Source organism: Candidatus Synechococcus calcipolaris G9 (genome assembly GCF_029582805.1).
GTDB lineage: Bacteria > Cyanobacteriota > Cyanobacteriia > Thermosynechococcales > Thermosynechococcaceae > Synechococcus_F > Synechococcus_F calcipolaris.
The window spans coordinates 1,723,523-1,746,231 of the sequence record NZ_JAKKUT010000002.1 but is presented as its reverse complement, the minus strand read 5'-3'; the positions used below and the strand labels follow the sequence as shown (position 1 = coordinate 1,746,231).

At 47.2% G+C, this 22,709-nt stretch carries 25 protein-coding genes; 11 read left to right on the top strand and 14 right to left on the bottom strand.

Annotated elements, in window-relative coordinates; translation table 11 throughout:
* The first annotated feature begins 4 nt into the window (after nt 1–4).
* Entirely contained in the window at nt 5–1,180 is a 1,176-nt protein-coding gene (locus tag L3556_RS11450) for a glycosyltransferase family 4 protein (RefSeq protein ID WP_277867401.1), read from the top strand.
* 2 nt (nt 1,181–1,182) lie between these two features.
* Here the strand turns inward: L3556_RS11450 and L3556_RS11445 are convergent, their stop codons facing one another.
* Entirely contained in the window at nt 1,183–2,568 is a 1,386-nt protein-coding gene (locus L3556_RS11445; RefSeq protein WP_277867400.1) for a CHAT domain-containing protein, read from the bottom strand.
* A 573-nt stretch (nt 2,569–3,141) separates the two neighbouring features.
* Here L3556_RS11445 and L3556_RS11440 point away from each other — a divergent pair.
* From L3556_RS11440 to L3556_RS11420, 5 genes are all read left to right on the top strand, one after another.
* Entirely contained in the window at nt 3,142–3,345 is a 204-nt protein-coding gene (locus tag L3556_RS11440; RefSeq protein WP_277867399.1) for a DUF2811 domain-containing protein, read from the top strand.
* A gap of 31 nt (nt 3,346–3,376) precedes the next feature.
* Complete coding sequence (gene hemG / locus L3556_RS11435; protein WP_277867398.1) at nt 3,377–4,057, top strand: protoporphyrinogen oxidase; 681 nt, start codon at nt 3,377–3,379, stop codon at nt 4,055–4,057.
* Nucleotides 3,963–4,826 carry a protoporphyrinogen oxidase gene (gene hemG, locus L3556_RS11430; RefSeq protein WP_277867397.1) on the top strand — a complete coding sequence of 288 codons (864 nt, stop codon included), beginning with the start codon at nt 3,963–3,965 and terminating at the stop codon, nt 4,824–4,826. Before hemG (L3556_RS11435) ends, hemG (L3556_RS11430) begins: the two co-directional genes overlap by 95 nt.
* On the top strand, nt 4,796–5,101 hold the full coding sequence (locus L3556_RS11425) for a type II toxin-antitoxin system HicB family antitoxin (protein WP_277867396.1): 306 nt from the start codon (nt 4,796–4,798) through the stop codon (nt 5,099–5,101). The genes hemG (L3556_RS11430) and L3556_RS11425 overlap by 31 nt, the downstream gene beginning before the upstream one ends.
* Before the next feature lie 95 nt (nt 5,102–5,196).
* Nucleotides 5,197–5,592, top strand: coding sequence for a hypothetical protein (locus L3556_RS11420; RefSeq protein WP_277867395.1), 396 nt, complete (start codon nt 5,197–5,199; stop codon nt 5,590–5,592).
* A 121-nt stretch (nt 5,593–5,713) separates the two neighbouring features.
* On the opposite strand, the gene psaJ is transcribed toward L3556_RS11420, so the two are convergent.
* The 5 genes from psaJ to L3556_RS11395 all read right to left on the bottom strand — a co-directional run bounded on the left by psaJ (nt 5,714) and on the right by L3556_RS11395 (nt 9,310).
* Nucleotides 5,714–5,845 carry a photosystem I reaction center subunit IX gene (gene psaJ, locus L3556_RS11415; protein ID WP_277867394.1) on the bottom strand — a complete coding sequence of 44 codons (132 nt, stop codon included), beginning with the start codon at nt 5,843–5,845 and terminating at the stop codon, nt 5,714–5,716.
* A gap of 27 nt (nt 5,846–5,872) precedes the next feature.
* Nucleotides 5,873–6,367 (bottom strand): Photosystem I reaction center subunit III, encoded by a 495-nt coding sequence (locus tag L3556_RS11410; protein ID WP_277867393.1) that lies wholly within the window; start codon nt 6,365–6,367, stop codon nt 5,873–5,875.
* 407 nt (nt 6,368–6,774) lie between these two features.
* Complete coding sequence (locus tag L3556_RS11405; RefSeq protein ID WP_277867392.1) at nt 6,775–7,251, bottom strand: hypothetical protein; 477 nt, start codon at nt 7,249–7,251, stop codon at nt 6,775–6,777.
* Between the two features lie 7 nt (nt 7,252–7,258).
* Nucleotides 7,259–8,071: a hypothetical protein gene (locus tag L3556_RS11400; protein WP_277867391.1), complete on the bottom strand. Its 813-nt coding sequence runs from the start codon at nt 8,069–8,071 to the stop codon at nt 7,259–7,261.
* Between the two features lie 30 nt (nt 8,072–8,101).
* Nucleotides 8,102–9,310 carry an NAD(P)/FAD-dependent oxidoreductase gene (locus L3556_RS11395; protein WP_277867390.1) on the bottom strand — a complete coding sequence of 403 codons (1,209 nt, stop codon included), beginning with the start codon at nt 9,308–9,310 and terminating at the stop codon, nt 8,102–8,104.
* Between the two features lie 128 nt (nt 9,311–9,438).
* Between L3556_RS11395 and L3556_RS11390 the strand changes: the two genes are divergently transcribed.
* Nucleotides 9,439–10,077, top strand: coding sequence for a J domain-containing protein (locus L3556_RS11390; RefSeq protein ID WP_277867389.1), 639 nt, complete (start codon nt 9,439–9,441; stop codon nt 10,075–10,077).
* A 52-nt stretch (nt 10,078–10,129) separates the two neighbouring features.
* Complete coding sequence (locus L3556_RS11385) at nt 10,130–11,521, top strand: DUF3370 domain-containing protein (RefSeq protein ID WP_277867388.1); 1,392 nt, start codon at nt 10,130–10,132, stop codon at nt 11,519–11,521.
* A gap of 250 nt (nt 11,522–11,771) precedes the next feature.
* Here the strand turns inward: L3556_RS11385 and L3556_RS11380 are convergent, their stop codons facing one another.
* The 7 genes from L3556_RS11380 to L3556_RS11350 form a co-directional block, all read right to left on the bottom strand.
* Nucleotides 11,772–12,005, bottom strand: a complete 234-nt coding sequence (locus L3556_RS11380) for a hypothetical protein (RefSeq protein WP_277867387.1) — start codon at nt 12,003–12,005, stop codon at nt 11,772–11,774.
* Between the two features lie 7 nt (nt 12,006–12,012).
* Nucleotides 12,013–12,285 (bottom strand): BrnT family toxin, encoded by a 273-nt coding sequence (locus L3556_RS11375; RefSeq protein WP_277867386.1) that lies wholly within the window; start codon nt 12,283–12,285, stop codon nt 12,013–12,015.
* A 114-nt stretch (nt 12,286–12,399) separates the two neighbouring features.
* Nucleotides 12,400–12,744, bottom strand: coding sequence for a hypothetical protein (locus L3556_RS11370; protein WP_277867385.1), 345 nt, complete (start codon nt 12,742–12,744; stop codon nt 12,400–12,402).
* Between the two features lie 169 nt (nt 12,745–12,913).
* Entirely contained in the window at nt 12,914–15,838 is a 2,925-nt protein-coding gene (locus L3556_RS11365; protein ID WP_277867384.1) for an NACHT domain-containing protein, read from the bottom strand.
* Nucleotides 15,839–16,230: 392 nt separating this feature from the next.
* Nucleotides 16,231–16,605, bottom strand: a complete 375-nt coding sequence (gene rbfA / locus L3556_RS11360) for a 30S ribosome-binding factor RbfA (RefSeq protein ID WP_277867383.1) — start codon at nt 16,603–16,605, stop codon at nt 16,231–16,233.
* Nucleotides 16,606–16,746: 141 nt separating this feature from the next.
* Nucleotides 16,747–17,838 carry a chorismate synthase gene (gene aroC / locus L3556_RS11355; RefSeq protein ID WP_277867382.1) on the bottom strand — a complete coding sequence of 364 codons (1,092 nt, stop codon included), beginning with the start codon at nt 17,836–17,838 and terminating at the stop codon, nt 16,747–16,749.
* A 109-nt stretch (nt 17,839–17,947) separates the two neighbouring features.
* Nucleotides 17,948–19,798 carry a mechanosensitive ion channel family protein gene (locus tag L3556_RS11350; protein WP_277867381.1) on the bottom strand — a complete coding sequence of 617 codons (1,851 nt, stop codon included), beginning with the start codon at nt 19,796–19,798 and terminating at the stop codon, nt 17,948–17,950.
* Between the two features lie 107 nt (nt 19,799–19,905).
* Between L3556_RS11350 and L3556_RS11345 the strand changes: the two genes are divergently transcribed.
* The 3 genes from L3556_RS11345 (at nt 19,906) to L3556_RS11335 (ending at nt 21,982) form a co-directional block, all read left to right on the top strand.
* Nucleotides 19,906–20,550, top strand: a complete 645-nt coding sequence (locus L3556_RS11345; protein WP_277867380.1) for a carbonic anhydrase — start codon at nt 19,906–19,908, stop codon at nt 20,548–20,550.
* A gap of 185 nt (nt 20,551–20,735) precedes the next feature.
* Nucleotides 20,736–20,912, top strand: coding sequence for a hypothetical protein (locus L3556_RS11340; protein ID WP_277867379.1), 177 nt, complete (start codon nt 20,736–20,738; stop codon nt 20,910–20,912).
* A gap of 146 nt (nt 20,913–21,058) precedes the next feature.
* Nucleotides 21,059–21,982, top strand: a complete 924-nt coding sequence (locus tag L3556_RS11335; protein WP_277867378.1) for an FkbM family methyltransferase — start codon at nt 21,059–21,061, stop codon at nt 21,980–21,982.
* Here L3556_RS11335 and L3556_RS11330 read toward each other — a convergent pair.
* On the bottom strand, nt 21,979–22,707 hold the full coding sequence (locus L3556_RS11330) for a M15 family metallopeptidase (RefSeq protein WP_277867377.1): 729 nt from the start codon (nt 22,705–22,707) through the stop codon (nt 21,979–21,981). The two genes, L3556_RS11335 and L3556_RS11330, sit on opposite strands and share 4 nt — an antisense overlap.
* Nucleotides 22,708–22,709 lie beyond the last annotated feature (2 nt).

The following is a 22,709-nucleotide window of genomic DNA, read 5'->3' as shown; positions in this document are numbered from 1 at the left end:
CCCTATGAAAATACTCTATGTTGCTCCTCAAAATCCAGCGGATATCAATGTTTTCTCAGGTATATCGTTTTATATTTATAAATCTTTTATTGAGTTAGGTCACCAGGTTATTTGCTGCGACATACCGGATTTTTTTGCCTCCAAATACGGTGGATTAAAGCATCGATTTTATTCTAGAGTGCATAACAAGCAGTATTTTACAGATGCCGATCCAGTTGTGAACACAGTCTGGAAGTACTCCTTAAATCAAAAGCTCAAATCTCTGAACGTAGATTATGACTTAGTATTTTCCTGGCATCCCTGGGCAGGTCTACTGGTGAAAACAAATAAGCCCTACGTATTTTGGTATGATTCTACATTTGAGTTGAGTCTCGGTCATTACTATACAAAATTTTGTGATTATAGTGTAGAGCAGTCATTAGCACTGGATAGAAAAGCATTAGAACGATGTTCCTTTGCCATTTATAGCTCGGAATGGGCTGCTACGTCAGCGATGAAAACCTTAGGTGCTCAGTCCTATAAGGTATTTAGTATTCCCTTTGGTGCAAACTTAGATCATATTCCTACTCCCACAGAAGTGGAACAAGCCATTCATCGGCGCATTCAAAGGCAGCAACACAAAGAAATCAAGTTACTCTTTATTGGCCGTGATTGGCAACGCAAGGATGGCCAAACCGCCTTAGATGTCCTATCTCTATTAAATACTCAGGGATATAAACCCCATTTGACCATTGTGGGGTGTGAACCGAGGATTTCTGATTCCATGCAAGACATGGTTACGATTTATCCTTTTTTAGATAAGAATCATCCTGCGGATAGGACTCGCATATCAAATCTTTATCTGGATAGTGATTTTTTCATCATGACCTCCTTTGCCGAATCCTATGGCATTGTTTACTGTGAAGCATTAGCCCATGGCTGTCCATGCCTAGCAACAAACATTGGCGGAATTGGCACAATTGTGTCTAATGAAAAGACAGGGTATTTATTTGAAAGACGGGATGATCTACCTCACCAAATCATGCAAAGAATAACTCAATGCTGCCAGTCTCCTGAAAATTACCAAAAATTAGCGCAGTCCTGTTATCAAGCCTATTGGGATTCGTTTAATTGGTCTACGGCTGCCCAGAAACTCAATCCCCTCTTAGAAAAGGCGATCGCTGATTTTAAGGCCAGGTAAACCTACCAGGGACTACTAATCATGGTGAAGGCCGCCCAGTAGCGGGGATGACTAAAATCAATGTCCCCCATGCGAGTGAGGGTATTGGGCAATGCAACTTGGGTCTGGGAAAGTTCTAGCTGACGATTTTCCACCTTCACGGTTTGATTGAGTAAATTGAGTTGGGCTTGGCGAAGGGCCTCTCCCTTGGTTGCTTCCTGGGGCAGTTGGCCATAAAATTCACTCATCAAGGCTAGAGTCCCTAGGTCATCCACATACCAAAGACTGGCTAGGACAGATTTTACCCCCGATTGTAGGGCCAGACCCGCAAACCCTAACTCCGCATCCCGATCGCCCACGGCGGTGCGGCAAGCACTCAAGACGAGTAGTTCTAGCATCGGTAAACGCCACTCCACCTGATCCACCTGATCCAGGCCAAGGCGATCATCCCATAGCTGAATGTAGGAATTACTGGGTTTGCCGGGCAAGAACTCAGCATGGGTTGCTAGGTGAACAATATCTGGCCGTTGTCGCCGCAAATTACGCTCTAAATTACGCATCGTAAAGGAGCGATTTAACAACCCTTGGGTGCGTACCCGCTGATTTCCGGTTTGCACCTGTTGCAAAATCGTATTAATTTCCACCGGAACCGCTGGTAAGGGACTCTGATTGGGAAATTCTGAAGCTCCCATGGCTAAGATGCGCGGACGGCGTACATTCCCTGGCTCCATACTGATCAGGTTAAAGGCAGGAATGCGGCTGAGGGTGTATTTCTCAATTAAAAATTGCTCCCCATCGTGGAGGGCAGCAAAGGGCATGGTACGTACCCCCGCCCCCAGACAAAAGAGAATGGTTTCAATGCCTTGGGGTTTGAGAAAGTCTTCTTCGTAGGGGCCAATAATCCACTCATAGAGTTGTTGGGCAGCGACTAGGCTGGGTTGCTGAGTTAAAGGGCTGGAGATGTCCCGTTGAAAGGTTTCTGCTACCGGGAAAAGAACATCCTTGGGCACATCCTCTAAATCCCGGACAATGGGGGGCTGGTTGGGGGTAATTAAGACGAGGTGGAGGTCAGCTTCCCGTGGAATCACCCACATCACGGCGGTTTTACTGCCAGTGGCTTCACTAATTTTGGCAAGGGTGACGGCCATGTCCTCCGGTGCTTGGGTCACCTCCGCCAAGTCTCGGCCAAAATAATCATCAAACTCTTTTTTGAGGCGGCCCTCCATATTCAAAACCGCCTGGCTTAATTGGGGCGATACCTCCGGCCGACTCGCAGCCACAATGTCTACTTCAGGATTAGATGGCGACTCAAGAACCACATTGGGTTTAGCAAAGCTCCCAGAGGTTGTAACAGCAATATAGCTTAGGGTTCCTAGGGCAAGGCTAAAGAACTTAAAGGATTTTTTCATGGTTGAGGCCTATGATCGCGTAGCTTACATCATAATCCAGCGATCGCCGACACAGGGTTTACTTAGCATATTTGTAATATTTTAACCATATAAGTTAAGGTTTCATGACTTTTGTAGATTCTTGACCAGAGAGGGTATTCCCCCCATTTTTGGGAATATTTCCCCAAGCTTTCCCCAGAGATTCAGGAGTTTTCCACAAGTTTCCCAAAAGTTTTCCACAGGGGGCAACGGTAGAATCGATGGTTGCTGTCTTTTTGGGGATTACCGAGGATCTGCCTTATTTTTACTGAGTCAAGGAACGATGACCCGCTGAAACCCGCATTCTTGCGTTAGTGGCGATCGCAAAATGTTATCCAGTTCACATTGACAGTCCCAACGACAGATCACAAAATGTAATTCCACTAGGTTTTTCTGAACTCACCTTAGAGCCTGCTGCAAAAGCACAAATGGGGACTTCGGGCACTTTTGCCTGGGGTTATCCCGAAGTTTGTCATGGAGTTTTCCACAGGTTTCCACAGGGTGAGTTTTTGGGTTAGGGCCTATTGGTGCACTACAGATGGGGTAAAGATTGTTATGAATGCTCAGGCAACGATTAGTATTCTGGCGGAAATTCCGGAAGACCTACACGAAACCCTTAAGTTTTACTTGGAGAGCCATCCCGACTGGGATCAGGATCGGGTGTTTGTGGCGGCATTGTCGCTCTTTTTGCTGCAAAATGGAGATTGCGATCGCCGCACGGCTCGGGTATATCTGGATACCTTGTTTAAGCGGTTTTAGGTTTAACTCATTTTGGATGGGGAATTAGGGAGTGGTAGGGTCAGCAACGGTTGATTGCCTAGTCATTGGGGCTGGCATTAGTGGTTTGACGGTGGCCTGGCGGCTTCATCAACTGGCGCCCGATCGCTCTGTCCAGGTGATTGAAGCGGGAGATCGGGTGGGTGGAAACATTACGACCCAAAGGGAAGACGGTTTTCTTTGGGAGGAGGGGCCCACCAGTTTTGCCCCAACCCCGGCCCTCTTGGAATTGATTGCGGAATTAAATCTGAATGATCAGATTCTGCGGGGCGATCGCCAATTACCTCGCTATATCTACTGGCAGCAGAAACTCCATGCCTTAGAACCCACCCGACCCCTATCCCTCATTACCTCTGGTTTGCTCTCCCCCTGGGGGAAACTACGGGCGGGCCTTGGGTCCGTGGGATTTGTACCGCCCCGCCTGGGTTCTGGGGATGAATCGGTGACGGATTTTTTCCAACGTCACCTCGGACAGGAAGTGTTGGAGCGACTGGTGGCCCCCTTTGTGTCGGGGGTCTATGCCGGTGATCCAGCCCAGTTAAGTGCGGCCGCAGCCTTTCGGCGCATTGTCCAACTAGAGAAATTGGGGGGGGGGGTTGGTGCCTGGGGCCCTACGCCTACGGCAAACTCGCAAATCTCAGCCCTCGGCCGTACCCAACCCAAAACTGACCCTTGCAAAAATGCGACCCGGTGAACTGGGGTCCTTTCAAGGAGGATTGGAAACCTTACCCACGGCGATCGCCACCCGTCTAGGGGATCACATTCATTTAGGGGCACAGGCTACATCCATTACTCCCCTGGGGGATGGCGGCTTTCACATTACCGTGGAACGGGCCGAGGGGCATCAAGACATCCATGCCCATCAGCTGGTTTTGGCGATTCCTGCCTACGTTGCCGCAACCCTACTACGGCCCCATGCCACCTTAGCCAGTGATGCCCTAGAAACCATTCCCTATCCTGGGGTTGCCTGCGTTGTTCTCGCCTATCCTGATGGAGCCGTTCCGCCTCAACGGCCAGGATTTGGCCATTTAATTCCCCGTAATCAGGGGATTCGTACCCTAGGAACCATTTGGTCATCCTGTTTATTTTCGGGCCGGACTCCCCCAGGTTGGCAGATGTTTACTAGCTTTATTGGTGGGGCAACGGATCCCCAATTGACCACTCTCTCCTCTGAGGCGATCGCTGCCATTGTGAAACAGGATCTGCACCGTGTACTTGGTCTATCTCCCAACCAGGGACGACTCCTATCGGTTAAACGTTGGCAACGGGCCATTCCCCAGTACACCCTGGGCTATGGTCAACAATTAGAATCCATTCAGACCCATCTGAAACAGCTTCCGGGATTATTCCTATGCAGTAACTATATTGGTGGCGTGGCCCTGGGCGATCGGGTTCAACAGGGCAATGAGATCGCAGCCAACATTAACCAAACGTGGAATTCGTTGCCGCCCGAGAACGTCTAAATGTATATGAACTCCTAGGATTGATCGCCATGCTGTTGTCTGACTATATGAATGCCGCCATGGCCCGAGCAGTTTACGAACACGATCATCAGGATGGTTTAATTCATGGTTGCATTCCCGGCTTTGATGGGGTAGTTGCGGAGGGAAATACCATTCTGGATTGTCGCCACCATTTAACCGAGTTACTGGAAGATTGGATTTATTTTCATCTTTCCCGAGGAGTTCCGGTTCCAATTGTGGATGGGATTGAACTGCCGCTGCGAGATGTTTTCTGACCCAACAAAAAAATTATCCGTCTAGGAATAGGGATAATTCACTACAATGGATCCAATAGGCTCAAACGTTACACGGAGCTTTGGTGATGAACGTAATGAAACGGTACTATTGGGCGATCGCTCTAATGCTCTTCATTGGTGTAGGTATGAGTAGCCAAACCATACCGGTTCAGGCCCAAGCTGGGGGTGCCCTATTAAACCCGGCCCAACAGCAGCAATTAAACCTATCCCAACAACAACGCCAATCTCTCCTTAGGTTGACCTTAAAAACCAACGATCGCATTATGGCAATTTTAGAGCCAAGCCAACGCCGGGCCTTTAGAACCGCCATTCGCCAAGGTAAAACCACGGAAGAAGCGATGAAGGGAATGAACTTGCGGCCAGCCCAAAAAGTGGAACTGGCCAAGGTGATGCAACTCACTCAGCAAGAAATGCTGCAAATTTTCACCCCTGAACAGGTGCAAATTCTGAAACAGCAACGCTCTCAGTGATCTGATCTAAGAGATTCTGAGGGATGCTCTTTCTGATTAATGGGGGGAGTCCATATTCCCGCAACTGACCATGTACAGCGCGAAAGTATAACTCCCCGGAGCTTCCCTCAAAAGGTAAGGTCTAGAGGGGATGAAAGAGTAAATCAGGGAAGAAGCGATTAAATTCAATCAATAGCCCTGCCGTGAACCCTAGCCAGAGGGCGGTAATCACTGGAGCAGTAGAGAGATAGGTCAAAAGATATTTTGTTTGCATTGGAGTAAGCTCCTCAAAGGTAATCGTTTAACGGGGGGAAACCGTGATGTCGCCATCTTTGGCTATTAACTCGCCGGTCGCTAATTCCTTCAGGGCAGTTAGGGGCCAGGCGAATCCGGTCAACATACATTGAAGGGCCAAGGGCACATCAATAATAATTTCTTTTTCTGTGGCATCACCACTCTTGCGGGCGGCAATCAGGTAGGCGCGACCCACCCAGCCAATCCAACCGGTAATGTACAGGAATAATACACTCGGAATTAAAAAGTCACCGGCACGGCTCAAACGACCATCCACGATTAAGTGAGGCAGTCCATTTTCGCCGCAAAGAGCTTGGCTATAACGAGCGAACCGTTTTTCGCCCGATGCCGGATCCGCAGTGGTATTCACCGCAGCCGCAGCACGACTTTGAAAAGCAGGGGAATCCTTGCAGGGGACTAATCCGGCAACATCGGCAGATGCCAGAGGGGTAAAGCCAACCCAGAGGCAAAGAATGAGAATCAGTGCAAACAATCGACGCATGGAAGTGTTGTCCTCATTTAAGACGGATCAAAGTGATTTCAGGAGAGGTATCGGCTGTATGGAGAAACCAGTCTTGCATCCAGATGAAAACAGGGAAATCGGACTGGCACAGCTTATCTGAATCCCCAGAAGATGACATTATTTTACCGGATCACACTCTTGTATCGGTCTGAGTAACGTTAGTTAACAATTGTTCACCTCTTCTACCTCCCTTAACTTTTGGCCTCCCTTGTTTGGTTGAGCAAGACCCAGGGGAATTCTAAGCTAACAAGAGATAGATTATTTGCATCTGCTATCTCACTCCCACAGGCACCCTGGCGATCTACCGACCCAAGCTCAGCGACTCGGCGCACGGGACGCAACGATTGCAACTGTGACGCCCCTGCCAGTTTCGCCGCAGCGCATGGTTAGCCATGAGAATCCTCCTCTTGGTTAACCAACTTGAACTTCCGATTCAAGTCCACTGTCTTGAACGAGAAGTAAAAGCCGCCATACTGCGGTGCCTTCCGGTCTGAGGCCGGCACAATCCGCGCCTCCAACGCCTCGTAATCAACAGCACTGGCGTAGGTGCTGATAGCACGGGAGTCATGTGGCTCAGAATCAACAATAACTCTGTCACCCTCCTTGAGTAGTCCCTCACCGCCGCCTGTAAATGGTACTGCCCACGAAGTCATGTAGTGAACGGTCATGTCCTCCAACGCCTCATAGACATCGCCCTTCCGAGGAAACCGCATGTCGGGAGGAATCAGTCTGCGCTCGTAATCACGTGCCCAGTCAACCTCGGGACTGCCGACAGATGCCCGCTCTCCTCGCACCATCTCAGCATACAAATCGCTGATGGTCTTGTTCCATCCAGGTGGTGAAGGTGGGATGGGCTTACTCATGGCTAACTCAAATTTCTACGGATTCTTCTGGTAGCCCTAGGAAATGACGGATTTTTCGGGCCAGATGATCCTTGTTGCTCCAGCCGGTACTGTAATACCATCGCAAGGGTACTCGCTCCCCAGAGTTCATGACGAGGGCAACCCGATAGCCAAAGCCACTATTACCGTATATATTGCCACGACTGAGATAGCTAGACTCAACGATCGCCCCACGAATCATCGAAATCCGATATTCTTTCACATCCTTACCCAAACAACCCTGCCAAGAGAGCTTGAGTACCCCCAAACGCTGATCAATTTCAATGGTGAGGATTTTAATGCCAATGACTAGGATGGCAACGCCAAGTCCGACACCATTCAAGATAAAGAATAAGCCCAGCCAAAGGTTATTTTGAGTTTGCCGCAGTTGGGTCTGACTTGGCTCTGCCAGAAATCGATTCATACGCTGGGTTAGGCTTTCATGCCAATGGCGATCGGAGGTTTGCAGGCCAAAACCATAATGACCTTCATGGGTCACTAACTCCATTTGGTAGGTATCGGCCGTATCACTCCTAGCATTACGATTCAGACGAGCCTCTTCAATGGCAGCGAGAGGCATACGATGAATTTGAGTACCCAAAAGGGAAGATTTGATGATTTGACATTCACCCTCCTCCGCGCTAGCCTCCTCCACACTAGATCGCTGGCATAGTAATTCATGATGTCCCAAAAAAAGGAGGGGGATAAACCCCGTAACGGTACACAACCCGCCAATGATCAGCACAATCCAGGGCCATTCCCGCACAATTAGCCGTTTGGGGGACTCTTCAATAATATTCATGAACAGGATCCATGTGTCAGTCCCGAAAAATCAACGAGTCAATTGTTCAATCAGGGGACGAAACACCCAGTTTAAGCCAACTTTTAATTGATGGTCTAGGGTGGGCATCCGGTAGAGATAGGCTAATCGTCGCGCTAGGTAGGCTAAGGGGCCATCCAACGTCAGACCTAATCCCGCTAGGGCCGCTGCATCACTGCCAAGGGTGAGCATTTCTCCTAGGTGAGAATAGCTAAAGGGTAGGAGTGGGCGTTGGTTCAGACTGGCCCAAATATTCCAGGCGGCATAGTCTGCTTGTTGGAACGCAGCTTGGGCAGTTTGGGGAATCTGCTGACCCTCGCGATCGCAGATGTAGGCCGCATCACCCAGGGCAAAAATCTGGTCGTGATCCGGTACTTGGAGGGTGGGTGTTGTGATCAAGCGGCCTTGGTCATTTTTCGCTAAATCTAGGTTTTGAATGGGCGCGGCCACCTGGGTGCCAATCGTCCATAAAACCAAGTCCACTGGGATTTCGGTGACATCACCTTTGTAGCGGAGGGTGAGGCTATTGGGGCCCATGGCGATGGGAGTAGTCTCCAAGTCAACCCAAACTCCCCGTTCTTCTAGGGCTTTTTGGGCCGTTTCTTGATTAAATTTAGGGGAAGATTTCAGAATTTCCCTATTGCGATCGATGAGGCGAACCCGGCCCCGTTTGCCTAGCCGCTCCGCCAGTTTGCAGGCCAGTTCCACCCCACTGGGCCCGGCTCCCACTAGGCTAATGCGAATTTTATCCTGGTCAGAAACCTCTAGCTCCCGTAACCGCTCATCGAGACGGTAGGCATCTGCTAGGGTGCGAAATTGGTAGCCATACTCACCCATGCCCGGAATATTGCTGACGGCCGTTTCTCCCCCTAGGGCAATCACTAGGCGATCGTAGTTTAGGGTTTCCTGCAAATTGGTTTGCTGCGAATTTAGTTGCACCGTAGCCGTCTTGGTCTGAATCTCCTGAACCGTTGCCTGAATAAAATGGATCGAGGTCTCCTTCAGAAGTTCACTAAAGGGGGGCGCAATTTCCCAAGATTGGAGTTCTCCCGTCAAAAGCTCGTATAGGAGGGGGGTAAATACAAAGCGATCGCCCTGATCCACTAGGGTAATGACGGGTTGGGATATGTCATCCCAGGGGAGTTGGCCAAGGCGAAGGGCGGTGTAGAGACCCGCAAACCCACCCCCAAGAATACAAATCTGTGCTGTCGGTTCTGTCAATGGCTTACCCTATACTGATCCTGTACTGACGCTTCCTGTACTGTCGATATATGCTTGATCACAGCCGTGATTTAACCGGATTTCCATGGATCTATAACTAAATTATAGTTTTTCTATTTTTGGATTTTATGTCAGACACCAATTACTACACCATCCTCCAGATTTCCGCTTCGGCTAGCCAGGAAGAGGTTAAGGATGCCTATCGCCGTTTAGTCAAGCAATTTCACCCCGATCTTAACTTGACGACTGCTGCCAACCATGAACGGATGGCCGCAATTAATGCTGCCTACGAAGTATTGGGGGATCCCCAGCACCGCCAAAGCTACGATGAGCAGCGGCAAAGATGTCGCACCATAGGGCAAACCGTCCCCAATCCGCAGCGTGGCCATGATTTAGAGCTACAGTGGTGGTTCTCACAGGTGTATCATCCGGTTTGCCATCTCATTGATGGGATTCTTGAACCCCTACCCTCCCAGTTGAATGCCTTGGCGGCAGATCCCTTTGATGATGACCTAATGGCAGAATTTCAATCTTACCTCGACCGTTGCCAACAATCCCTAGCCCTTGCCCAACGCTGTTTTCAGATGATGCCCAATCCAACCGAAGTGGCCAAGGTGGCGACAAATTTATTCTATTGCTTAAGTCTAATTGGGGATGGACTGGAGGAGATGGATCGGTTTAGCCAGTGTTTTAATGATTATTATCTGCATACGGGCCAGGAACTGTTTCGCCATGCAGCCAATGCCTATGATAGAGCCAATGTTTGACCCCAGTCCTTAGGCACGATTCATGCACAGATCTATGGTTTCAAGATTCTCTATGGTTTCAAACTTCCGTCTGGGAATGTATTGGCTATCGGCCCTGGCGATCGCCCTAGGATTTTCCTTCACGCCCCTAGCTACCCATCCAGCGGATTCTGGGGAACAGGTTATTATTGAGCAGCCCCAACCCATTTTGCCACTGCCGGGTCGTTTAGATAGGGTGCCGGTTTTTAATAGTAATAGTCCAGAGGTGGTTCAAAGTGAAGGGATTTTGCTTTCAACCTTCCCACCCACGGGCATGATCACCCCAGAGGCCCATCTCAATTATGCCTTTCGGGGTCGATTTGATATTTTTGCCCACCACATTGCAAAACCGCCCCAAGAGAATGATCTGCGAACGCTTTACCTGGGGGTTTTAGCCCATAATCCGGGCGATCGCCCAGTCACGGTGGATCTACTCCAAGGAGCTAGTTATCTAAGTCAACCCGATGCGCCCTTTATTCCCCTACCCCCTAGTCAGCCCAATCCCCTAGGTCGGATCTATGCTGGCCCTGGAGATCGGGTGATGAATGATGTTTTGCGTGGGCAGCGATCGCCGGAGTTGCCCGATCAAATCATTATTCCAGGGGGAGAAAGTCGTCTGATCCTGAATCTACCCATTCCTGTCCAGAACCTAACACCGCCCCTCAATGGCCGCTCCACCTTAATTCGGGCCCGCAGTAGTGGCCCCATTTATCTAGCCAGTTTAGGGTTATATGCCCCTAGGGACACCGATCAAGCCGAACAGGAGCGATCGCCCACCCTCGATGAGTGGCAGTCCATTCTCAAAAATGGTGCCCTTGTTACCCCCCGCGATCGCACCCCCAGTGACCCCGAAGCCAGTGGCCCCTTAGTTTATGGCCGGGTTGCGGGGGTTGGCATCGGCTCTCGCTGGCAAAATCCTGGACAAACGCCCCTCACCATTCCTGAGTCTGGGCAACGGGTCTCCTATCCCCTCAGTAGTCTAGTGGGCGGAACCATGGGTACGGGGCAAATTCAAACCGCCCCTCTCGTCGTCCGCTATCCAGATACGGCCTATGCTGCCCATGGCAACTACGGCATTGAGTACGATGTATTTTTGCCCCTACAGAATAATACAACCCAACCCCAAACCGTGACGGTGAGCCTGCAAACCCCGATCAAATTTGATGCCCCCGCTGCGGGACTAAGGTTCTATGAAACACCTCCCAACCGCATATTTTTTCGGGGAACGGTTCGCCTCCACTATCGGGACGATCGGGGCACACCCCAAAGCCAATTTGTCCATTTAGTGCAACGCCAGGGGGAGCAGGGGCCGGAACTGCTGCGGTTAACCCTCCAACCTGGGGAGATCCGGCCAACTCGCCTCAGTTTTCTCTACCCTGCCGATGCCACCCCACCCCAGGTATTAACGATTCAAACCTTGGATTAGGAAACTGCATCCAGGCAAATTAAGCCAAATAAACAAACACAAACTAAGTAGGTAGGCGCAATTACTTGTAAGAGAAGGGAATCGCAGTGTAGCTCCCATGCAGGGAGATTACCGCCTTTTTCCCTGCCAGCATGTTTAGGTTAATTGAACCCAGCCAATAACCTTTTCCACGTCTCAACAGGAGAGTGGTGGTCTAACAGTTCGGGTCAGCGGTTGCCAGTGTCTTTGCACCCCACCCAAGCGGCTTCGGTCAATCCGCTGCATTTGAATTGTTAGCCTGTGCCGTTGGAGCAATCGCCTGATTATCCCGCATTACTCTAATCAAGAATCGTAGCGCCTCATTAACCGCATCAGCACTAGGAAACATCTCTGCGACATCAGGCTCTAACCGTACAGTAGTTCCACCAAAGCTTTTTCTTCCAGAACCTAACTTTCTGACTCGGAGGCTCTTGAAGTCATACTCTGCCCGTAAATCATCTTCCATTTCTGACTTATCCCTCTTCATAGGCTTCTCGCTCGATTCGTGTCACTTCTCTTGCGCTGATGAGGCGTATTGAATCACCCCTTTCGGTGTACGACACAATCAATAATCGTCCTCGGCTTGACTGTCCAACGATAAGGTAACGCTCCTCATCTTCAGAATGGTCTGGATCGTAAAAGTCAACATAGAGAGGATCATCAAAAACAGTTTTTGCTTCCTCAAACGAGACTTCATGCTTCGATAGATTGCTCGCCGCTTTGTCGTCATTCCACTCACACTGCATACACTGATTGTACCACTGCCTTCATTGGCTTCAATCCTATTGGGTTGGGTGCATCACTGCGAAGCCCAATCCACCAAGTTTGATAATTAGTACCCAGTAGCCCTAAACCCATAACTATGCCATTGTCCGGAGGTAATCCTTGATCTTCAGCTTCAAATCTCGTGAAATTGGATATGATTTAACCTCCCGCTCTATATCGACTTTGGACTTACCTTTTCTCCTTAACTCGTCTACAGTTGCTTTGAAAATAGCTTCAAACCCATAGTCTGATAAACCTTTTGAGATTAGTCCAAGAATTCCAAGTACTGCAATTCCTCCAAGAATCCCAAATGAACCGCCAAGAACGGCTAAAGACGCAGTTAATGCAGCAGCACCCGCCCAACCTGTAACCGCCATAGCAACTACGAGCACTAGACCAGGTACACCAAGTGCAGCAATCTTATTCACGAGTTGATCCATACTCTTTATTTCCTTCAGTAATGAGTCAAAAGCAACATTCTTGCACGCAAAGGATTCCCAAATTTACAGGCTAACGATGCCCGTCACACGCCGAAGACAACCTCGAACTTAAACAGGTAACCTCTCGACGATCGGGTGCATGGGCATTGTTATACTGCGCTATTTACTACTATAAACCGTGAAAATCTTTTAATATTTTCTTGATGGCTGTTTCTAACTCAGGTTTCACGATATTGTTCGCTATCAGGTTTTTAGCAGCATCTTTGAAGTTTGCAGAAACTATAAAGCCATCACCATTACCAGCTCTCTCAGAACGTTTCTCCAATATACCTTCTAAAGTTAGAAACCTTAGATATTCTACTAAAGAAACGTGTCCTTTAATTGGAGCCATTTTATATATACTTTCTGATTTCCATGAGAAACTACCAGAGCGATAACCAACCTTTAGAATTCTATAAAGATTAGTACGAACTTGGCTAGAAAGATTTCCGGCAGAGCTTAAGCTGTCATCAAAAGCCCTTCTTAAATCTTCATTAAGGTTACAGGTGGAATCAAAAAGCAAAGAATTAAGAGTGGCACTGAATTTTGGATTTATGCCTTTAAAGGTTGAGTAATAAAACACAGTACAATCAGAAGGAAACTCACATTTTTCAAAATCATGAAACTGCTCAAAAAATCCTTCGTGAACTTGAATTCCACGAAAGTCTAATGGGAAGAATTTCCCAAATATAGAAAGACGATTTAGCTTGTCAGATCTAAATAACCGAACAAGGTAATTTGAATAATCACTCTTAGTCTTTTTACTTTTGTCTGAAAGTACAAAGTATAGAAGTCCAGAAATAGCTTTTCGAGTCAAAATTGTTTTTTTATTAGACTCTTGGTAGTCGTTTATAAGCTTTTGGAGAATATTACTGCCATGATCAATGTAATCTGTCTGAGCAATATTTTTCATCTCAATTAGCTCTTCTAATAGCACCGAAGAGCCATCGTAAATTTCAACTAATAATCTCTTTAAGTCTCCGTCAAGAACCTCTCTTTCAAAGTTTGATAAAACAAACCTGACTTTTGCCCACAGATCTACAAAATCATACCTTATCTTAAATGTATCTCGACTTCTATCATAGGAAAAGAGAGGACTTATATAAAATTGCGTGTACTTATCTGACTCAATATTGGAAGTAGGTTCAATTGATGGGAAGAAGATTGCAATATACTCATTTAGGTCATTTTTTGAAATCTCGCCTTGATGTCTGATAGAAATTTCAACTATCAACTCAAAGTAGTCGTCACAATTGATTTCTAGAGATTGCTTGCCAATCTCTCTCTGCAAGAGTTTATAGATTAAATTGTCTAGTTTTGACTTGGAATAGTAATAGCTGCTTTCCGATATATCAGGGAGAGCATCTTCGTTATATTCATCTCGATCTACTAAATCACATACTAATGATAGATAGAGAGGGGTGTGTCGGCTTTGATCAGCAATATCAAAAATTGACAAATATTTTTGAGCGTCTTTAACTCTTTGCTTAGAGAGCCTTTTAGCTAGATATTTATCAACTAACTCATTGCTAAATCCCCGGAGAAAAAATACAGCTACAGAATCTTTTAGTATATATCTATCCAAATAATAGTCTCTTGAAGTTATTATAATTGAACAGCTTTTATAGGCTTCATTGAGTGAAATAGCAGATTTAAGAAAAGAATCCAAATCGAACTTTTCTTTTAATGTTGATTCTATTTCATCCAAACCATCAATAATTAGCACTAAGTTTCCACAACTAATATTAATTTCAAAGTTGTTGTACTCCAAGGCTTCGGTGGAGTCAACTTCATTAACTTTTACAAACAGCCTATACAAATCAGTTAAACTTTTGACAGTAAAATCAGCATTTGCATTACGTAAGTCAGTAGAAGAAATAAGTAAAGCTCTCTTCTTGTCGATTCCATTTACTAAACTTACTACCTGTTCACAAAAGGTGGTTTTACCAACTCCTGCACGTCCTACAACTATATTGACTGGCTCTTGCTTCTCGGGAGAATTAATTATCTGTCCCATGTATTGAAGACTAGGCTTTAATTCTATCGACTGATTGTCTTGAAGTTGAAAGAGTTCCTGATCAACAAAATACTGTTCATTTTCTAGATCTAGGTCGAGCAATTTAGCGTACTCTGATAAGCAATACTGCCAAACAAAATCATCGATGTAAAAGAAATTTGTTATTTTGAATAGGCTATCGTTGGTTATTTCCTTGAACTTGTCTTGGATGCTAGCTATTCTATTTACCTCCTTACCAGTGTCAGAACTGATAACTCGTGGAGAGCATATGTTTAGATTTGCTAAATTACACGTTAATTCATCAAGAAAATGCTGCAAAGTGATGCTTATTGAAATATTCTTCCTAACAAAAACGTAACCAATTAAGAGGCTATTTGCAACCTCAACTGTCACAAACTCATAGCTGATCTTCTTTTGAGGATCATTAACTTTCGCCTGTAAAAGAACTTTCTGCTTCGGGTATTGAATTTTTACAATATCTAAACCCCTTACATCTTCGTAAAGGCTTGTTTCTTTTTCTGTATCAATATAATTGGACTCGATACCACCTATATATTGAAGCATTCTTTGAGGAATAGGCTTAGTTATGAAATCTTTATAGAACCAAGAAATAAGTTGGACTAAGGCAAACTTGGTAAATTTTACGTCTGCTAGACTGCTCAAATCGTTTGGGCCATTTGTATCATGAGAAGCAGGATTTCCATGAATTCTGATTGTTTCTAAATAATTTTTTATTTTGTTTCTAACAGACTTTGGCTTAACAATTATGTAGTTTTCATCCTGTTCATAAACAACGACATCAATTAGCCCAGAAAAACTTAGCTGACGTTCGCGTTTAACAGTGCCATTTATTTTTTCTTCTCCAAGAATTATTTTGCTTCCTTTTATCTCATCATAATGATGCAATATAACCGCTTTGCATAAAGCTTCGCCCGCTTTCCTTGCATTATTAAGGATGTCTTCTACCACGGAGTCTTCAAACGCTTGTAATACCCACTTATTCAATTCCTTGATCTTTTCCGAAGTTTGAAGACTCATATTCTTAATGCTTTTAGAGCAAATATCTGCTATTAATCTAGCCGCTGGCACAAGTAACCTGCAAGTACGTCCCAATCAGCAGGCTGAGCAGTATAACTATTGATTAGGCAGCGATTAGCAGCCTAGCTAATTTAGTAATGGAAAGCCAGAACTCTCTATTCATAAAGATAGAATGCACCCTATCACATAAATATATAGGTGTCAAAAGTTGCTAGGTCTAACATACACAAAACTTCATTTTTGTTCAAACTCCTTAACAAGCAAAGTTTTTAGCGTAAGTAGGTAGGCACAATTACTGGTAAGAGAAGGGAATCGCGGTGTAGCCCCCAGGCAGGGAGACTATAGCCTTTACCAGTATGTTTAGGTTAATTGAACCCAGCCACTTAACTAAACTACGTGGGTTCCTGCTCCTTTCGTTCCCGTTCCAGTTGGTGCAACAGGGACAAGACCTGCATCCCCTTTTCAAAGGAGCGATCTTCCACAAAAACAACCTCCGGTGTCCGTCGCAACCGCACCCGCTGCCCTAATTCGCTGCGAACAAAGCCCGATGCTGCCTTGAGACCATCCATCGTCGATTTACGGATCGCATCGGAGCCATAGATACTCACAAATATCTTGGCGTGTTGCAGATCCCCGGAAACATTCACATCCGTCACACTGACCATGCCCGCCCCCACCCGTTCATCTCGGATATCGGACATCAGCATTTGGCTCACTTCCCGCTTAATCAACTCTGCAACACGCGCAACCCGCCGACCTGTTGCCATGGGTTTTCTCCCTTAAATAAAACAAACTTAAACAAACCTGTGGGTATACGTTTAGTCTAATCAACCTACCCTTAGGAACCATCTTATCGCCTATTCATGGATCGATGGAAATGGGCTGCCCAGGTTTTGGGCGGAAAATATCTACCGCAATAAGTGACACTGGGCATGGTTACGGAGTAAATGATCACACAATACCAGGGCAACCATGGCCTCAACCATGGGCACAGCCCGCGGTAAGACACAGGGATCATGGCGACCTTTCGCCGCTAGAATCGTTGCTTCTCCCTCTTTGTTCACAGTGCGCTGGGCAGACCCAATCGTGGCGGTAGGCTTAAAAGCAACCCGAATGACAATATTTTCACCATTGGAAATGCCGCCTTGCACTCCCCCAGATCGATTGGTGACAGTGCGAATTTGTCCGCGATCGTCTGAGTAAAACTCATCATTATGTTCTAGGCCCGTCAACTGGGTACCGGCAAATCCCGAACCAATTTCAAACCCTTTACTTGCAGGTAAGGACATGACGGCCTTGGCTAAATCCGCCTCTAGCTTGTCAAATACGGGTTCCCCCAATCCCTTGGGAACATTCCGGGCCACACATTCGACAATACCGCCGACGGAATTGGCTTGACGGCGAATGTCATCGACAAGGGCAATCATTTTCTCAGCGGTGGTGGGGTCAGGGCAGCGAATCATATTGGCCTCAACCTGGTCTAGGGTGACATGATTGGGGTCAATGGCGGCTTCCACGTCTTTGATCTGGCGGACATAGCCAATAATCTCCACACCAGCCACCTGTCCAAGAATTTTTTTGGCGATCGCCCCCGCCGCAACCCGACCAATGGTTTCCCGGGCAGAAGAGCGGCCCCCGCCTTGCCAGTTACGAATACCATACTTGGCATCATAGGTGGCATCAGCATGGGATGGGCGGTAAACTTCGGCCATTTCCCCATAGTCTTGGGGCCGGGTATCTTTATTCCGAACCAAAATGGTAATCGGCGTTCCCAGGGTTTTACCTTGGAAGACCCCCGATAGAATTTCACAGGTATCCGTTTCTTTGCGGGGGGTTGTCATCCGGCTTTGGCCAGGCCGGCGCCGATCCAGGTCTGCTTGAATATCCCCTTCGTTCAGATCTATTTGGGGAGGGCAGCCATCAATCACCACACCGACCCCTCCCCCATGGGATTCGCCAAAGGTCGTAATCCGAAAAAGATGCCCGAAAGAATTACCCATGAGAATGATGGTTTAGCCGAATAACAACAAAATGTCATCTTCCATCCTCCCTCAAAATACGACTCCTGTCCCAACAGGGAACCATAGAGCTATCCCTTAAAATCAGCCATTAAGATGTTCTCCCATCTATTCGTGGCTTCTGGATAACGGAACCAACTGTCCCAGGTGTTTCATTCAACCCAGAAATATAATCAGAATGATTATTGGCATGAAAAGAATTCATGGATAGCACCTGATGGGGACGACCAATGGAGATATTGTGCTTCTCTAGGGCAAGGCGTACCCGCAGGCGCAATTCCCGCGCTACGGCCCACTGCTGAATGGGTTTGGTTTGAATCCAAATTCGCACCAGCATTCCCCCATGGGTCATCTCATCAATGCCTAAAACCTCCGGTGGGGCAATAATGCGACTGTTCCATTCCGGTTCGTCATACATTTCGCGCACCACTTGACGCAGCACCTCGAGGGCCTTTTCCGCATCACTTTCATAGTCCACCACAATTTCAAAGTTGACCCGTGACCAGGTTCGGGTGAGATTAGCAACCTTCGTGATCGTGCCATTGGGAATCGTAATCAGCATCCCTTCGCCATTTCGCAGTTGGGTAATCCGTAGATTCATGGTTTCAACCGCACCCCCAAAGTCATCGATCATCACCACGTCACCAATGGCATACTGATCTTCAGAAATAATGAGTAAGCCATTAATAATATCTTTGACTAAACTTTGGGAGCCAAAGGATAGGGCTAAGGCTAATAACCCCCCTAAGGCCAGGACGGAGGTAATGGGAACCCCCAAGGTGGTCATGATATAGGTACCACGAAATAGGTAGATGACCGAGGTTTTGACTCCCCGCATCACTTGGGTGGTCGTGGAAATGCGTAGGGATTTACGGTGAATATCAATCCCATTGAAAATATCATTTCTTTCCGTGACTCGTCCTAGCCAATCAATGCCAAAATCAGCAATCTTACTGACAACTCCGGTGATAAACCACATGATAATCCACACAATGGGCAGGTCTAAGCTCTTTTGGGCAAAATCCCGGGTTGTTGGAAATTCTGCGAAAATAAAGCCAAAAGAAGCAATGACCAGCCATGCTTTCGCCCAAAAGAGTAGATAGGATAGGGCGGAAAATAATTTATACTCCTGCTCCGTAATAAACAGCGATCGCCGGTAGTCTAAAAAGGCAAGGGCCTGGGCAGGGAAATTCATCTGTTGGCTTGGATCCGCCATCATTTGAACTTCGGTGGTTGTAACTTCTTCCCGTAAATGTTCTTCCTGTAAATGCAGTAATCGCTCTTGAACGGTTCGATTAAGACGTTTAACTAACCGATCCAGGAAAATCAGGCCCATCAGAATAGCGGCCATCACAGCTAGGGTAATAAAGGCGTTTCGCAACTGTTCAATAAAGGCTTCAGGGGTGCGCTCTTCTAAGGCTTGGGTTAAGTGTCGCTCAAGAATTTCCCGCCATTCCTCAGCTAATTTCTCAATGGTGGTGCCGTTATAGGAGGCATCTGCTTCGGTGACGGTGAGAATGGTGCCGGTGCGCCGAAACAAGGGGGATTGGGCTAAAATAATTGTTTCGTGATTGAGTTGGGCAACCACAACTTGAAAGGGTGGAATGCCTCCCCCCTCATGTCGCTCCATCACAAGTTTCACAACTCGCTGGAGGCCAGCTTCAATCAGTTCAGCCCGCATTTCAACGGGCATTAGATCCCCCGGATTACTGCGATCGCGCACAAGCTCAGAGGCAATCATGAACAGTGGTTCGCCGTCAAAGGTAATCTGAACAGCTTCTAAGCGGCCGGCTCGGCTGATATTGGGAGGGGGAGGAACCACATTCACTTGGCTCAAGTTAGGTACGCTAAATTGACTCAGGGCGGGCGATCGCCAACTTAAAACCAATAGACAACTCAAAAACAGGATCAACACAAAACGGAGAAACTTAGTTGATTTCATTGTATTTTGACACTGTTTAGCATTTCAACACGTCCAACTTAACCCAGGGATGGCCCATCTTGGCAAGGGGGCAGGATAAAATAAAATATCATTACCAAAAATTCCCCATGAGCAATCCCCACCTGAGCAGTCTGAATCTTGTTCCCTCTAGCTTCAATCCAGATCAGGCTTTAGCTGCCCTTTTAGCAGGGAATCAACGGTTTGTAGAGCAGCAGCAAAACCATCCCCACCAAGACTTTAATCGCCTCAGTTCAGTGGCGGAGCACCAGGCCCCCTTTGCGGCCATTCTCAGTTGTGCCGATTCCCGGGTGATTCCTGAGATTCTTTTTGATCAGGGCATTGGTGATCTCTTTGTGATTCGGGTAGCGGGGAATATTGCTGCCATTGAAGATATTGCCAGTGTGGAATATGCCGTTTTTGTGCTTCAGGTGTCCTTAGTGGTGATTTTAGGCCATGAGCGGTGTGGTGCGGTGCAGGCGACCCTAGCCGGAAATCCCTTACCCGGCGCGATGCATACCCTCGTCAATGCCATTCAACCAGCGGTAGAACGTTCAGCCCAGGAAGAGGGCGATCGCCTAGCCAATGCCGTGAAAGCCAATGTTCAACTTCAGGGACAGCGACTCTGCTCTTCTCCAGTAATTAAGGATGCGATCGCTAAGGGGGCCCTAAGGATCATCGGGGCCTACTATGACCTAGATACGGCTCTTATTGAAACCATGGAGATCTGTCCTGTCCCGGTGGTGACCATCTAGGGACCGAGGGTCAACGATTTTTACCTATTGAAAAATTTGAGGCAATTTTAGTGGATTTGCCGCACTAGGGTGATTTAGCTCACGGTCGAAGCCCAAAACTATCACTAGCAGGGGCGATCGCTAACACATCATTATTCTCAGAGGTGGCGGAGAATAGAGTCATCAAGGTTAAAGGCACGAAACCCATGTTAGCTCCCAAATCCCTCTCCCTCCCATTAATTATCTCTGGTCACGTTGCCGCTGTTGCCCTCTTTACCATTCCCCTACTCTGGTTGTCTGGTGGGTTCAATGGGTCGATCAACTCCACCCCTTCGATGAACATTACGGCTCCCAACTTTGCCCAGATGAATGGCTGTATCTAAAGAATCAACGCCACCAGAGAAACAAGTCTGAAATAGGATATTATTTATTAAAGTATTAACGTCAATTAACGCCCCTAAAGCACTGCACAACATTATCTATGAATATCCTATCGGTGGCCAAAAAGTATTTTGATAGATTTATTTATATGCTTCGTCGCAGTGACGAAATTGTTTCTAGCCACCCCCTAATTAACAAGAAAAAAACTTCGATGCTGCTTAAGTTTTGGAAGTGGCAGATTGCAACGAAAATTCTTCTAGATAGCTCCTCCAATAAAATCCTATTTCAAGTTATTGATAATCCTGAAATTAAGATCATCCTGGCAGACACCTACTGGGAAACATTCCTATGTCATTTGGATGAATGGGAGGATATGGTCTATCTCCTCCATGTGATGTCCGAAGAGGATCTATTGGTTGATGTGGGGGCAAATTTGGGAATTTATACTCTCCTTGCCTCCGGAGTCCGGGGGGCCAAAAGTATTTGCTTTGAACCCGTACCCTGGACCTATGAGTATTTAATGGATAATTTATACCTTAATAGACTCACAAGTAAGGTCAAAGCATTCAATTATGGTGTCTCAGATCAAGATTCGGAATTGAGATTTACCGCCTACACCTCCCGCAGAAGTTTTGGAAATCGCGTCGTTAAGGAAGGAGATGAACTGGATGAAGATACGCCGACAATTACCGTAAAAGTAAAAAAATTAGATGAGATTTTAGAAGGTGAATGCCCAAGTGTGCTTAAGATTGATGCCGAAGGCTACGAAACGCCGGTTTTAAGTGGGGCAGAAGGACTATTGAGTAATCCCACCCTACACACCGTCATTCTAGAGCTAATCGGCTCGGGTTCGCTGTACGGTTTCAATGAAAAAGACATCATGGAAACAATGTCTAGTCACAACTTTGTACCCTATACCTATGAACCCTTTTCAAGGCAACTAAAACGTTTAGATGATCAAAATCAAAAAAGTCATGGCTCCAGAAATACCATTTTTATTCGCGACGTTGATCGAGTGAAGGAAAAAATTGCCCAAAGCTCCTATCTCACAATCAATGGTGTTGATTTTTAATGGATTCCCCCATAGCGGGCGATCGCCCTTCGACCGTGTTGAGTTTCTAGCCAGGCCCAAAGTTGATCTCCCAGGGAAAAATGCCACCATTCCTGGGGATGTCGCTGAAACCCTGCGCTTTGCATCATTTGGTACAGTAGGCTGCGATGCTCATGCACCTGGCTGGCATAGGCCCGATCTGGGAGGGATAGGGTGCGATCGCCTTGACGGGATTCATAATAATTGGGGTGCGATCGCTCGGACAACTCATCAATGGCAGACCCCATGTCAAGGGGTTGATCCTCCGCATCCACTAAGGTCAGATCCACCGCAGACCCGGTACTGTGGGGTGGTGGTGTGAGGGGATTGTCACTGGGAATGGCCCAAAAGGTATAGACCTCGGCCTCTAAGGCCTCTCGCTGCGATGGTGGTAGTTCCCCTAGAATCAGACCCCGCGCCTGGGCCAAGTCTTTTAGCGTATAGTCCACCATAAATTGCTGAACCGGCAGGGGCCGATACCCATCAAAAATCCCTAATCGCCAGCCAGGATGGAGTGCGTTTAATTGGCTTTGGGCAAGCTGAAGGGCCTTGATCACGCCCTGGCGGAGATAAAAGGGAGAGGCGGCACCGTAGGGAGCACCTAGTGATTGATAGGGATGGGGCCGCAAGCAAAAAAATTCCGGGGGAATGGGCTGTAACGGCTCACCACAGTCTTCAATGGGCATGGAGGAATAGGGCTTGGCCATAG